Source organism: Clostridium sp. TJA085 (assembly GCF_058310235.1).
Genome location: NZ_JBZEEZ010000001.1, coordinates 936,037 through 949,730, shown reverse-complemented (window position 1 = coordinate 949,730; position 13,694 = coordinate 936,037). Strand labels below are relative to the sequence as shown.

15 protein-coding genes are annotated in these 13,694 nt (G+C 26.3%); 11 read left to right on the top strand and 4 right to left on the bottom strand.

The features are described 5' to 3' along the window. Positions 1-51: 51 nt before the first annotated feature. Positions 52-519, bottom strand: a complete 468-nt coding sequence (locus AC4FQW_RS04935) for an Lrp/AsnC ligand binding domain-containing protein (RefSeq protein ID WP_303128844.1) — start codon at positions 517-519, stop codon at positions 52-54. A 267-nt stretch (positions 520-786) separates the two neighbouring features. Here AC4FQW_RS04935 and AC4FQW_RS04930 point away from each other — a divergent pair, with 267 nt between their 5' ends. Beyond that, positions 787-1,110 carry a hypothetical protein gene (locus AC4FQW_RS04930; protein WP_491147596.1) on the top strand — a complete coding sequence of 108 codons (324 nt, stop codon included), beginning with the start codon at positions 787-789 and terminating at the stop codon, positions 1,108-1,110. Positions 1,111-1,138: 28 nt separating this feature from the next. Here the strand turns inward: AC4FQW_RS04930 and AC4FQW_RS04925 are convergent, their stop codons facing one another. Then, positions 1,139-2,125, bottom strand: coding sequence for a histidinol phosphatase (locus tag AC4FQW_RS04925; RefSeq protein WP_491147594.1), 987 nt, complete (start codon positions 2,123-2,125; stop codon positions 1,139-1,141). A 119-nt stretch (positions 2,126-2,244) separates the two neighbouring features. On the opposite strand from AC4FQW_RS04925, the gene AC4FQW_RS04920 reads away from it, so the two are divergent. Together AC4FQW_RS04920 and AC4FQW_RS04915 are read left to right on the top strand one after the other, a co-directional pair. Next, complete coding sequence (locus AC4FQW_RS04920) at positions 2,245-2,745, top strand: gamma carbonic anhydrase family protein (protein ID WP_303128840.1); 501 nt, start codon at positions 2,245-2,247, stop codon at positions 2,743-2,745. Positions 2,746-2,758: 13 nt separating this feature from the next. Further along, positions 2,759-3,592, top strand: a complete 834-nt coding sequence (locus tag AC4FQW_RS04915) for a CvfB family protein (protein ID WP_491147592.1) — start codon at positions 2,759-2,761, stop codon at positions 3,590-3,592. Positions 3,593-3,621: 29 nt separating this feature from the next. Here the strand turns inward: AC4FQW_RS04915 and AC4FQW_RS04910 are convergent, their stop codons facing one another. Continuing rightward, positions 3,622-6,234, bottom strand: coding sequence for a calcium-translocating P-type ATPase, PMCA-type (locus AC4FQW_RS04910; protein ID WP_491147590.1), 2,613 nt, complete (start codon positions 6,232-6,234; stop codon positions 3,622-3,624). Between the two features lie 205 nt (positions 6,235-6,439). On the opposite strand from AC4FQW_RS04910, the gene AC4FQW_RS04905 reads away from it, so the two are divergent. The 6 genes from AC4FQW_RS04905 (at position 6,440) to AC4FQW_RS04880 (ending at position 10,395) form a co-directional block, all read left to right on the top strand. Next, positions 6,440-7,432, top strand: coding sequence for an ABC transporter substrate-binding protein (locus AC4FQW_RS04905; RefSeq protein WP_491147588.1), 993 nt, complete (start codon positions 6,440-6,442; stop codon positions 7,430-7,432). Further along, the gene (locus AC4FQW_RS04900; protein WP_303128833.1) at positions 7,407-8,168 is read left to right on the top strand and encodes an ABC transporter permease; all 762 of its coding nucleotides are present in this window, start codon (positions 7,407-7,409) and stop codon (positions 8,166-8,168) included. Before AC4FQW_RS04905 ends, AC4FQW_RS04900 begins: the two co-directional genes overlap by 26 nt. Then, complete coding sequence (locus AC4FQW_RS04895) at positions 8,161-8,832, top strand: ATP-binding cassette domain-containing protein (protein ID WP_491147585.1); 672 nt, start codon at positions 8,161-8,163, stop codon at positions 8,830-8,832. The genes AC4FQW_RS04900 and AC4FQW_RS04895 overlap by 8 nt, the downstream gene beginning before the upstream one ends. A 152-nt stretch (positions 8,833-8,984) precedes the next feature. Continuing rightward, complete coding sequence (gene trxA / locus AC4FQW_RS04890; protein ID WP_303128829.1) at positions 8,985-9,299, top strand: thioredoxin; 315 nt, start codon at positions 8,985-8,987, stop codon at positions 9,297-9,299. Between the two features lie 10 nt (positions 9,300-9,309). Continuing rightward, positions 9,310-10,164 (top strand): NAD(P)/FAD-dependent oxidoreductase, encoded by an 855-nt coding sequence (locus AC4FQW_RS04885; protein ID WP_491147583.1) that lies wholly within the window; start codon positions 9,310-9,312, stop codon positions 10,162-10,164. Between the two features lie 96 nt (positions 10,165-10,260). After that, positions 10,261-10,395, top strand: a complete 135-nt coding sequence (locus AC4FQW_RS04880) for a hypothetical protein (protein WP_303128827.1) — start codon at positions 10,261-10,263, stop codon at positions 10,393-10,395. A gap of 319 nt (positions 10,396-10,714) precedes the next feature. Here AC4FQW_RS04880 and AC4FQW_RS04875 read toward each other — a convergent pair whose 3' ends face one another. Beyond that, positions 10,715-12,286, bottom strand: coding sequence for a DEAD/DEAH box helicase (locus AC4FQW_RS04875; protein ID WP_303128825.1), 1,572 nt, complete (start codon positions 12,284-12,286; stop codon positions 10,715-10,717). 273 nt (positions 12,287-12,559) lie between these two features. Here AC4FQW_RS04875 and AC4FQW_RS04870 point away from each other — a divergent pair, with 273 nt between their 5' ends. Both AC4FQW_RS04870 and AC4FQW_RS04865 read left to right on the top strand, forming a co-directional pair. Further along, a complete protein-coding gene (locus AC4FQW_RS04870; RefSeq protein WP_491147580.1) occupies positions 12,560-13,216 on the top strand; it encodes a deoxynucleoside kinase in 657 nt (218 codons plus the stop codon). 28 nt (positions 13,217-13,244) lie between these two features. Further along, complete coding sequence (locus AC4FQW_RS04865; protein WP_491147578.1) at positions 13,245-13,622, top strand: PH domain-containing protein; 378 nt, start codon at positions 13,245-13,247, stop codon at positions 13,620-13,622. The last annotated feature ends 72 nt before the right edge of the window (positions 13,623-13,694 follow it).

The window sequence follows — 13,694 nt, the reverse complement described above, 5'->3', positions numbered from 1 at the left end:
AAATTTTGTCTATAATATTTTGACCTATTTAAGGAAGTATTATACTAAAATTTAAAGAGTTATATTTCTATCTATAGGTTGTGATAGAGAAATAAATGTATCAGTTCTTTGAATACCTGATATATTATTAATTTTATTTAATAATATATTTTGTAAATCTTCGATATTCTTACATGATAATTTTGCGAACATTGAATAATTACCAGTAGTTAAATGAAGTTCAACAACTTCTGTTATGCTTTGTATTTGATCTATAACTGTATCGAATGAAGATGTTTTATCAACATATATACCAACAAAACAACAAACATCATAACCAAGTTTTGGAAGATTAAGTATTATACGAGTTCCCTTTATTATACCCATGTCTTCCATTTTCTTCATTCTGACGTGTATAGTACCACCACTTACATGACATATTCTAGCTATTTCTAAGTATGGTGTTCTGCAATCTTTTATTAATAAATCTAATATTTGTAAGTCTAAATCATCTAATTGTAAATGTGTATTTACAGCCATTAAACCACCTCATTGGATAATAATCTATAAATTTTTATTTGCTCTATAGTCACACTATATTTTATCAAAAAACATTTAATTCAGAAAGGCAAAAATGATAAATGTTTAAAATTTTAAAGGAATATTATTATTTTAATAAGAAAATACCTGTTTATAAATAGATTAAATATAAAATTGAAAAAAGGCAATCTTTTAACCTTTATACTTGAAAAGATTTGCAAATTAAATTAAGATATTTATATAGTTAAAAATAGGAGGGCAAGCAAAATGCTAAATATAGTTTTACAAATATTATATATTGTAGTAATGATAGCAATAATACTTGGTGTATACGCTCTTTGTAAGAAATTTTTATTTCCAAAAATTCGTATAAACAAGTTTATACCATTAGCTGTAGCAATTGTATTATTTATTGTACAAATGTTAGGTGTTGTGAAAAACCAATGGGTAGGTTTAGGTATAACAGTTATTATAATAGTAGCTTTCTTATGGTTTATGGACATACATCAAACTGGTGGTCCTAAAATAGAAAAGAAAATAGTTATTAAATCAAAGGCTAAGCCAAATAGAGCTAAACATTTAAAAAAATAAAAATCCAAAGTTAGGGCTTTGGATTTTTTTATTGTATAAATATAGGGGAACTTATAGCAACCCTATTATTTTCTTGATATATTTTTATTAAGAACCAGCTTTGAGAGTTTTCAATAATATGTTCATAAAGATATTTAACTTTATGAAGTTTTATATTATCTATTGAATGAAGAGTAGTACCTTTGTTTGTTATTATTTCTATCTTTTCTATTTTAAAATATTGGTCTTCTAAAATTATAGAAAACTTTAAAGAAGAAATTGGTTTATTTATTATTCCACCCATAAAAGTATTATTTGCAAAAAAATAAAGTTTTAGGCTTCGACTTTCTGAGGAAAATGTATGTCTTTTTCTAAAAGCATTTATTAAATTTTCTTTATTAAATTTTGTACACACAACTCCAGTTAAATTATCAAAGTCTCCAAAATTTAAAGTTTTATTATTTTGACTATTTACAGCCCCGAGCTTCCATCCTTTATCTAAAAGCATAAAATAATATTTTTCTCTTCTTATATATCTTTTACCAAATTCACCATTACAAACTTCGACTGAAGTTATTATGCTATTTAAAATAGAATTATAAGGCAATGAAACAGTTGTTTTTATAGGATTTTTCATTATTAAAAATGCATCATGATTTCTAAGCATCCATAATATTAGTAAATTTATATTTTTTACTTCACCTAAAAAATAGGAATTAGAATTAACAATGTACATATCGCCGTAAGTAAGGGTTTTAGCTTCAAAACCTATTAATGGTATAAAACTTTCATGTTTTTTATAAAATTTATTACTTATTTTTTGAAGGGATAGCCATTTGTTAGAATTTTTAAGTTCATCTTTAAAAAAGCTATTTTGATCTGTAGTAATTAAAAAATTTAGTTTATTATGATAACAATAATTAAATGCTTCATAAGGTGATACTTTACCAGTAGAGTAAGATGTATAAGCATTTGGTATGCCATAAAATATATTAATCTGTTTTGGATTTAAAATATTATATGATTTTTTTCCCATTATTTAATACCTTTAAAATTGATTATAGTTATATATAGTGATATAGATGATAAAATAATGACAATAATTTATTTAAATGATAAAATAAAATAAATGTTTAAAATGGAGATGAGAATATTATGATAAAAAGTTTTAAAGGAATTGAACCTAAAATAAATGAAAGTGCTTATTTATCAGAAAGCACTGATATAATAGGAGATGTTACTATCGGAGAAGATTGTAATATTTGGTTTGGAGCTAGATTAAGAGGAGATATGAGTAAAATAGAAATTGGAAATAGAACTAATATTCAAGAAAATTGCGTTTTACATGGGGATCCAGGCTATTCAATTACTATTGGTAATGGTGTAACTGTTGGTCATGGAGCCATAGTACATGGCTGTAATATAGAAGATAATGTTTTAATTGGAATGCATTCTATAATTTTAAATGGAGCTAAAATATCTAAGAATTCTATTGTTGGAGCAGGCTCACTTGTAACTCAAAATAAAACTTTTGAAGAAGGTGTTCTTATTATGGGAAGACCAGCAAAGGCAGTAAGAAAATTAACAGAAGAAGAAATAGAAAGTATAAGAAAATCAGCCAAACATTATATTGAAATTAGTAAAGAATATATTTAACTTAGGAGGAAAAATGATAAAAATAGGAGAATATAATAAGCTTGAAGTTGCAAAGGAAAGAGATTTTGGATTTTTCTTAAAAGATGAAAAAGGAAATGAAATATTATTACCTAAGGCACTATTAAATGGTGTAGAAGTTAATTTAGGAGATGAAGTAGAAGTATTTACATATATGGATTCTAATAATAGACCTGTTGCAACTATGAAAAAACCATTAATTGAAGTTGGGAAAGTTGCTTATTTAGAAGTAGTTCATCAAAATGATTTTGGAGCTTTTTGTAATATGGGATTAGAAAGAGATTTATTTATTCCAATGAAGGAGCAAAGATTTAAGCTATTAGTTGGAAAGAAGTATCTTTTTTATGCATATATAGATAAGACAGGAAGACTTGCAGCAACTACAGATGTTGATGATTATTTAGATCAAGGAGAAGGATTTAATGTTGATGATGAAGTAGAAGTTATATCATATGGTAAAGGATCATCAACAACTATAAAAGTTGCTGTAGATGGAAAGTATAGGGGAATAATATTAGGAAATGAGCATATAGAAACAATATATCCAGGTCAAGTTCTTAAGGCTAGAGTTAAAAGAATATATGAAGATGGAACAATTGGACTTACAACTAGAAAAAAAAGATTAGATGCTAGATCAGAAATTAAAGAATTAATATTAGACTACTTAAATGAAAATGGTGGAGTTATGCCATACAATGATAAGTCTAATCCAGAAGAAATTAGAGAAATATTTAAGACAAGTAAAAATTATTTCAAGATGGCGTTAGGTGGATTAATGAAAGAAGGTCTAATAGAACAAACTCCAGAAGGAACTAAGTTAAAGAATTAAAAAAAGTGAGCAAAATTTTGCTCACTTTTTTATTTAGTTGTAATACGTAAAATTAATTTTCCAATTTCATTAATTACTAAAGGTACAAGAGAAATTAAAAATACAAAAATAAAGTCATTAATAGACAAAGAATATACTTTAAATACAGAAGCTAGGAAAGGAATTGATATTATGGCTATTTGAAGAACTATTCCTAGAAGTATAGAAAGCAATAAATATTTATTTTTAAATAATCCAATTTCAAATATAGACTTTCTGCTATTTCTCATTGAAAGAGATAAGAAAAGTTGTGATACGCTAAGTACAACAAATGCCATTGTTTGAGCATGAACTATTGAATTTTTATAGTAATTAAGTCCCATTTTAAAAGCTATTAATGTAACTAAACCTATTGATAATCCATTTATAATTAAAGAAATTATTGTATCTTTTGTAAAAATACTTTCTTTTGGATTTCGTGGCGAATCTTTCATTACATCATCATCTAAAGGATCTACTCCAAGTGATAGGGCAGGGAAACTATCAGTTATTAAATTAACCCACAAAATATGAATAGGTTGAAGTGGAGCTATCCAATTTAACAGAATAGCAATAAATAATGCTATAATTTCTCCAAAGTTACAAGATAGTAAGAATGATATAGATTTTTTTATATTTGCATATATATTTCTACCTTCTTCTACTGCATTTACTATAGTAGTAAAATTATCATCTGTTAATATCATATCAGCAGCACCTTTAGCAACATCAGTTCCTGTAATTCCCATAGCAACGCCTATATCAGCAGCTTTTAACGATGGTGCATCATTTACTCCATCACCAGTCATTGAAACTATATTACCATGTGCTTTAAAAGCTTTAACTATTTTTACTTTATGTTCTGGTGATACTCTAGCAAATATTCTGTACTTATTTATATTAGATTCAAGTTCCTTATCAGACATAGTATCTAATTCACTACCCATAATGCACTCATTAAAATCATTTGATATTCCAAGTTCTTTTCCTATGGCATAAGCTGTGTTTTTATGGTCTCCTGTAATCATTACTGTCCTTATACCAGCAGTTTTACATAGAGAAATTGAATCTTTAACTTCTTCTCTAGGAGGATCAATCATACCCATTAGCCCTAAAAATATTAAATCTTTTTCTATACTATCAATTTCTATACTTTTAGAAGGAATATCCTTATAAGCAGCACCCAAAACTCTCAAGGCCTCATCTGACATTTGATTTGATTTATTTAGTAATTCATTTTTAAGTTCATCAGTTAAGTTTCTAATTTCACCGTTTAATAGAATTTTATTACAAACTTTAAATAAAGAATCTATTGCTCCTTTTGTATGAACTCTATAATTATCTTCATATTTATTAATTGTACTCATAAGTTTTCTGTCAGAATCAAAAGGAACTTCATCAACTCTAGTATATTTTGAGTTTAAATCATCTTTAAAAATATTAAATTTTAATCCTACATCTAAAAGAGCTATTTCAGTAGGGTCACCTGTTGCTCCTTTATCTGATGATGTTGCATCATTACATAAAATCATTGCTTCAAATAATAGATTTAAGTTATCATTTAAATTATTCATTGATGAAACATCCATTAATGTGGAATTATCAAATATTTTTCTTACAGTCATTTTATTTAATGTTAAAGTACCAGTTTTATCTGAGCAAATAATATTTACAGAACCTAATGTTTCAACGGCTGGTAACTTTTTTATTATTGCATTTTGCTTAATCATTCGTTGAACTCCAAGTGCAAGAACTATTGCTACAATTGCAGGAAGACCTTCAGGTATTGCTGCAACAGCTAAGCTTATTGCTGTTAAAGACATTTCAAATAAATCTCTTCCTTGAATTATTCCAATTCCAAAAATCAGTAAACAAATAATAATAGCAGCAATTCCAAGTACTTTACCAAGACCAGATAATTTTTTTTGAAGAGGAGTTAATTCTTCATCTTCATCATCTATCATTTTAGCAATCTTACCAATTTCAGTATTCATTCCTGTAGATACACAAACACCAATACCTCTTCCGTATGTAGCAAGAGTAGACATATAAGCCATATTAGTTCTATCGCCAATAGGTATATCTTCAGAAAATAATTTATCGGCATTTTTATTAGATGGTAATGATTCACCGGTAAAAGCTGAGTCTTCTATTTTTAAGTTAGCAGTTTGAATTAACCTTAAATCACAAGGGATATATCTCCCTGCATCTATTATTACAATATCACCAACTACAACTTCTTCTGATGGGATTTCGATTATATTGCCATCACGTTTAACTAGTGCTTTAGGAGTAGATAATTGCTTAAGTGCAGAAAGGGCTTTCTCAGCTTTAGATTCTTGTATTACACCAATAATTGCATTAATAAATATAACTATAAGTATTATTATAGAATCGCTATATTCTCCCATTAAGCTAGAAATTATTGCGGCTCCTATAAGGATATATATCATTGCATCTTTTATTTGTGAGAGAAAAATATTAAAAATTGTCTTGGGTTTTTTAGAAGATAGTTTATTAGGTCCATTTTTCTCTAAACGTCTTTTAGCTTCTTCATCTGATAAACCATTATTTTTATCAGTAGAGAATTCCTTTAATATGGAATCAATACTTTTTTTATACATTTTATCACCTCAATACAGACTATGATTTTAAATAAAAATAGCTACTAAATATATGGTAATCAAAATAATGAAAATAAATACATGGTAATTTTATAGAGTAAACAATAAAACTTTGATATAATTTAACTTAAAGTGAAAAGTTTTCTAAAATATAAGCATATTATTTATATTAAAAACAAATAATATTAAGTGAGGAGGAGATAATATGAAAAATAAAATTACAGCATTGTTATTAGCAGTATTATCAATTTTTGTATTAGTTGGATGTGGAAAAAGTGAGAATAGTGCTAAAGATGAAAAGCCAATACAAACTAAAGAAATAAAAGTTGCTATTCCTGATGGATTACCAGCTATTAGCGCAGCTAAACTTATAAAAGATAATCCAAAAATAAAAGATGGGTATAATGTTACTTATACTATAGAGAAGACACCAGAAACTTTATCAACATCAGTTATGAAAGGGGAACCAGATATAGCAATAGTTCCTTCAAATCTTGCAGCAATACAATATAATAAAGAAAAAGGTTACAAAATTGCAGCAACAACAGGATGGGGCTCTTTTTATTTAGTTTCAACAGAAAATATTAAAAATATAAAAGATCTAAAAGGAAAAAATATATACAATATAGGAAAAGGTCTTACTCCTGATATAGTAACTAGAGATATATTAAAAGGATTAGGCTTTAACTTAGATAAGGACTTAGAATTTACTTATTTAAATGGTGTTCAGGAACTTGCACCAACTATTTTATCAGGAAAAGCTAAGTTTGCAGTAATTACAGAACCAGCCTTAAGCAGTGTTTTAGCTAAGAAAAAATTAAACATAATTCTTAATTTAAATGAAGAATGGGAAAAACAAAACAATTCAAAATATGGATTTCCTCAAGCTACTGTAATAGTAAAAGAAGATTTAATAAATAATAATAAAGAATTTGTAGAGGAATTTTTAGACAAATTAGATGATAGTGTTGAGTATGCAGTAGAAAATAAAAATTCAATAGGTCAAATTGCATCAGAAGTAGGAGTATCAACTAACAAAGATGTAATAGGAAAAGCTATGGAAAAATCTAATTTAAAATATGTATCAATTGATGATTCAAAAAATGAATATAATATATTCTTTAAAAAATTATATGAATTTGATAAAAAATCAGTAGGTGGAAAAGCTATAAATGAAGGAATTTACATGGAAGACTAAATTACAAGTTATATTAGGTGGAGTATTATTAGTAATAATATGGCAATTAGTTGCAACTTATATTAATAATGAAATTTATCTTCCAAAACTTCAGAAAGTTATTAAATCACTAAAAGAAATTATAATTCAAAAAGATTTTATTTTAATTGTTGCTTCAAGCTTTTATAGAACTATAATAAGTTTTATTGTAGCACTTTTAGCAGCTATTATAATAGGGGTACTGTCTAGTATGTACCCCTTTATAAATAATATGTTAAAGCCACTAAATTCTATAGGAAAAACAATACCAACTTTAGTGTTAGTAGTTTTAGTTCTTATATGGTTTGATAAAGATAATGCGCCATTTATTGTTGGAATAGCCATAGTTTTTCCTATACTTTATGATGGTATAGTTAATACATTAATTAAGAATGATAAAAAGTTAGAAGAAATGATGACAATATATGAAATTCCTAAAATATATAGAATAAGAAAGGTATATATACCTAATATAATATTCTATATATTAAAAATATTAGTACCAACTATATCTTTGGCTTTTAAAGTTGTAATAGCTGGAGAAGTTCATGGACAACCTAAATATGGAATAGGTTCTGCTGTTCAATTAGAAAAAGTTAATTTTAATACTCCAGGTATATTTGCTTGGATAATTATTATAGCTATAATATCAATTTTATTTGAGCTTTTTAATAGGTTTTTGACAGGAAAATTTTATAGGTGGCAAAGAGATGGATAAAGTTATATTAAAAAATATAAGTAAAAAGTTTAGTGATAAAGTAGTTTTAGATAATTTTAATTTTTGCTTTGATAATAGTAAAATTAATTGTTTAATTGGAGAATCTGGAAAAGGAAAAAGTACAGTTTTAAATATAATTTCAGGTCTTTTAAATGCTGATAAAGGAGAAGTTATTGGATCAAATATAGAAAATGTAAGCTATATATTTCAAGAAGATAGATTAATACCATGGCTTACAGTATATGAGAATTTAAAATTATCACTTATAAATTATTATAATGGAAAAGAGCTTGATGAAAAAATAAATGAAATACTGAAAAAAATTGATGGATTAGAGTGGAAAAATTTATATCCAGATAATTTAAGTGGTGGTATGAAACAAAGGATAAATATAGGACGAGCGCTTGGTAAGCCTTCAGATTTAATACTTATGGATGAACCCTTTAAATCTTTAGATTATAAAACTAAATATTTAATAATGCATGAGTTTAAGGAAATATTTAAAAATGATAAAAGAATTATAATATTTGTAACTCATGATGTTGATGAGTGTATTTATTTCCAAGGGAAAATTATAGTGGTAGGTGAATCCCCATTAAAAGTAAAAGGGGTATTTGAAGAAGATTTAGAAAACTATAAAGAAAAGATAATAAAATTATTATAGAACTAGTCATAATTCTGGCTAGTTTTTTTATAAATTTTATTTGGAATAATAAATAATAAATAGCTAAAAATAGTATTGACTATTGTAGAAAAAAAGAGTATTATAAGAAAAAAAGATGATACCCCTTAGGGGTATGATGAGGAGGAAAAAGTATGCCAAAACATATAGGAGATAATAATTTTAATGAAGAAGTTTTAAACTCAAAAGAATTAGTTTTAGTTGACTTTTTTGCAACTTGGTGTGGACCATGTAAAATGGTAGCTCCAATATTAGAAGATTTAGAATCAGAAATGATAGATATAAAATTTGTAAAAGTAGATGTAGATGAAAGTCCATCAGTAGCTAATCAATATGGAATTCAAAGTATTCCAACATTAAAAGTATTTAAAGATGGAAAAGTTGTAGATACTGTTGTTGGATTTTTACCAAAAGAGCAAATTAAATCTTTAATAGAAAGAAATAAATAAGAGGCTTAAGATGAGCGAAAGATATGATATCGCAATAATAGGTAGTGGACCAGCCGGGTTATCAGCAGCATTAAATGCTAAAATAAGAAATAAATCATTTATAATATTTGGTAATGATAACTTAAGTGATAAATTAGAAAAAGCACCAAAAGTAAATAATTATTTAGGATTTTCTAAGGGAACTGGAAAAGATCTTTTAAATGAATTTAAAAATCATTTAGAGAAAATGGAAATTTGTATAACTAATGAAAGAGTAAATAATATTTATGCTATGGGTGATTATTTCACTTTAATGGTTAATCAAAAGATGTATGAGGCTAAAAGTATAATATTAGCAACTGGTATTGAATATACTAGACCTTTAAAAGGAGAAACTGAATTTTTAGGAAGAGGAGTAGGTTATTGTGCAACGTGCGATGCACCTCTTTATAAAGGTAAAAAGGTAACTATTATAAGTTATACAAAAGAAGGCGAAGAGGAAGCTAATTTTGTAAGTGAATTAGCAAGTGAAGTATTCTTTATACCTATGTATAAAGGGGAATATAATCTTAATGATAATATAACAATAGTAGATGATAGACCAGTTGAAATTGTTGGAGATAATAAAGTTTCTAAAGTTATTTTAAATGGAGATAAAGAAATAGAAACAGATGGTGTGTTTGTATTAAAAAATGCAGTACCACCAGCTCAACTTGTACCAGGACTTGAGATTGAAGATGGACATATAAAGGTTGATAGACTTATGAAAACAAATATAAAAGGCTGTTTTGCAGCTGGAGATTGTGTAGGAAAGCCTTATCAATATATAAAGTCAGCTGGAGAAGGTAATATAGCAGCACTTAGTGCTGCAGCATATTTAGGCTAGAAAAAAGTGTCAGAATTTCTGGCGCTTTTTTTATTGACGATAATATATTAGTATGTATAATATATTTTATAATGGGTTTAGAAGGGAGGAAGATAAATGAATTATAGAGAAAAATTTATTTCAAAAATAAAACAAGCTACAAATAATAATATGTATAGTAGAAGAAACCTTTCAAAATTAAGTTTGTTTGAACTTAAAGAATTATCAGAAAAATTATCTACAAAAGGATAAATTGAAAAAGAAAGGGTTTACTTATGATTGAATATCAGAGTTGAAAGAGAGTAGTTAGATTTTTAAGAACTACTCTTTTTTTATTTTAATAATGAATATGGAAAAATGATTCAATAAAATTCTAATATTTAATTATATTAAATAAATGGATTAAGTAAAAACAAAATATAAGACTAAGAAAAGTAACTAGATAAATATATTATAAAAATCAGTATATAGTTAGGTTATAAAAATAAGTTTAAAAAGTTAAATATATAATTATTTATAAATACTTTAATAAAATTAAAAAAGCGATGATTAAAAATCACCGCTTAAAATATTATTTTCTTTTTGTAGCAACTTCGATATTAACTCTTCTACCGTTAAGTTTTATACCAGAACATTTAGTAATAACTTTTTTTGATATATCAGGCTCAACAGATACAAATGAGAAGTTTTCAAGTATATCTATTTTATTTATTTTAGAACCGTTAACTTTAGCTCTATCAACAATAAATTTAACTAATGTTTTAGCATTTAATTTATCTCTTTTACCAATTGAGAAGAATAATCTAACATCTTCTGATTTTGGAGTAGATAAAGCATTTTCTTTATAATCAAATGACATTTCATTATCAAATTGCATTTTAAGTAATGCTGCTATTGCATCTACAGGATTAAAGTTTTCTGCTATTTGCTCAGCTAAAGGTAAATACTTCTTATAAGCTTTATTTTGTAATATTCCCTCTATATTTGAGAACTTATTAAATAATTTTTTCTCTACTATTTGATCAACAGTAGGGATAGTACCTTCAATAAGATTAGCTTTAGTTACTCTTTTTATATCTCTCATCATTCTAGATTCTCTTGGAGTAACAAATGAATAAGCAGTACCTTCTCTGTTTGCTCTACCAGTTCTTCCGATTCTATGAACATAGCTTTCAACATCTTGAGTAAGGTCATAGTTTATAACGTGTGTAACACCTTCAACATCTATTCCTCTTGCAGCTACATCAGTTGCAACTAAGTAGTTTAATGAACCTTCTTTAAATCTCTTTAAAGTTTTCATTCTATGTGCTTGAGACATATCACCGTGCATTCCTTCAACAACATAGTTCTTAGATTGCATTTCTTGAACTAATTCATCAACACCTTTTTTTGTTTTACAGAAAACTATAGCTATTTCAGGTGTATCGAAATCTAATACTCTACATAATGCTTCAAATTTATTTTTAGGACTAACTTCAAAATAATGTTGCTTAATTTTAGATACTGTCATAGCAACTTTTTTGATTTCTATGTGTTTAGCATCTTTTTTCATATATTTATTAGCTAGTTTTTTTATTTGAGGTGGCATTGTAGCTGAGAATAATAGTGTTTGACGATCTTCTGGAAGTTCATTTATAACACTTTCAATATCATCTATGAATCCCATATTAAGCATTTCATCAGCTTCATCTAAAACTAAGTAATTAGCTTTACTTAAGTTAAGTTTCTTTCTTCTAATTAAGTCAAGAACTCTACCTGGAGTACCAACAACTATATCAACATGTTGGCTTAAAGCTTTTATTTGCTTAGTTATTGAGTCACCACCATATACAGGTAATACTTTTATCTTATCATATTTAGTAAGCTTGTTAAGTTCCTCGTAAACTTGTATAGCAAGCTCTCTTGTAGGAGTAAGAATTAAAGCTCCAACATTTTTAGTTTTTTCGAAAGTATTAAGTATTGAACAAGCAAAAGCAGCAGTTTTTCCAGTTCCTGTTTGAGCTTGCCCGATTAAATCATATCCTTCCGTAGCTAGTGGTATACTCTGAGCCTGTATTGGTGATGGTGATTCGTATCCTAAATCATCTATAGCCTTTAGTATACTTTCTTTTAAGTTTAAATCTTTAAATTTTAAATCGTTCATTTAAATTTCCCTTCGTTTGTAAATTTGAATATTTATATTTGTACCGTACAATTTTTATCAACCTACTAAGTATATCTTATAAAACATACAATTGTAAAGGAAGTTTAGAATATTTAAATAAGTAATCTATTACATAATATCCATGGATAAAAATGTATGAAAATAATACATTAAAGATATATAATATGAAAAACATTGACTTAAAAAGATAAAATTTGTATTCTTAATAACATAGAGAATTTGTAAGGATAAATTTATAAGGACAGGTGAGATATGTTGATAGTTGTTGGAGGAATGATAGGACTTGGAAAAAGTTCAGTATCAAAAATATTAGGAGAACATTTTAATTCAGATGTATTTTATGAAAGTGTAGATGATAACCCTATATTACCTTTATTTTATAGTGAAAGTGAAGAAGAAATTCAAAAGAAAAGGTATCCATTTCTTTTACAATTATATTTTTTAAATACTAGGTTTAAAAGTATAAAGGATGCATTAGTTCATAATAATAATGTTTTAGATAGATCAATATATGAAGATTGGTATTTTGCTAAGAAAAACATGGAACTTGGTAGAATATCAGATCTTGAAATGTCAATATATGAAAATCTTTTACATAATATGATGCAAGAATTAGAGGAGTTACCAAAAAAGGCTCCTGATATAATGGTATATTTAAAGGGTTCATTTGAAACAGTGTTAAATAGAATTAAGCTTAGGGGAAGAGAATTTGAAATAGATGATGATTTAAAGGAATACTATGAGTTCTTGTGGAAAGATTATGATGGCTGGGTTAAAAATTACTATAAGGCTTCTGATGTATTGATTATAGACATGGATAAGATGGATGTAGTTAATAATGAAGAAGATAGAAAAGAACTTATAAGATTAGTAGATGCTAAGTTAAAAGAAGTTAGAGAAAAAGAATAAATTTATTATTTAAAGGGGATGAATTAATATGGGATTATTAGGTGGAATATTAGGAAATGCTTCAGAGATTTCAAGTGAAAGTGTTATAAAAGATTTTGGAAAGTTATTTTGGAATGGTGAAACTGTACAAAAAGCATATAAACTCATAAGAGATACACTTATATTTACTGATAAAAGGCTTATAATGATAGATATTCAAGGAGCTACTGGGAAAAAGATAGAATATCATAGTATACCTTATAAAAGTATAACTCATTTTTCAGTAGAATCATCAGGTCATTTTGATTTAGATTCTGAATTGAAAATTTGGATTTCTGGTATTGCAGAACCTATAGAAAAACAATTTAGTAAGGGAGTTAATATATATGAAATACAAGCTCTTTTAGCAGAAGTAGTTTGTAGATAATAAATATATGTATAAAAATAAATAGTAATAAATTAATTTAAGAAAATATAATAAAATAAACTTATAATTTAA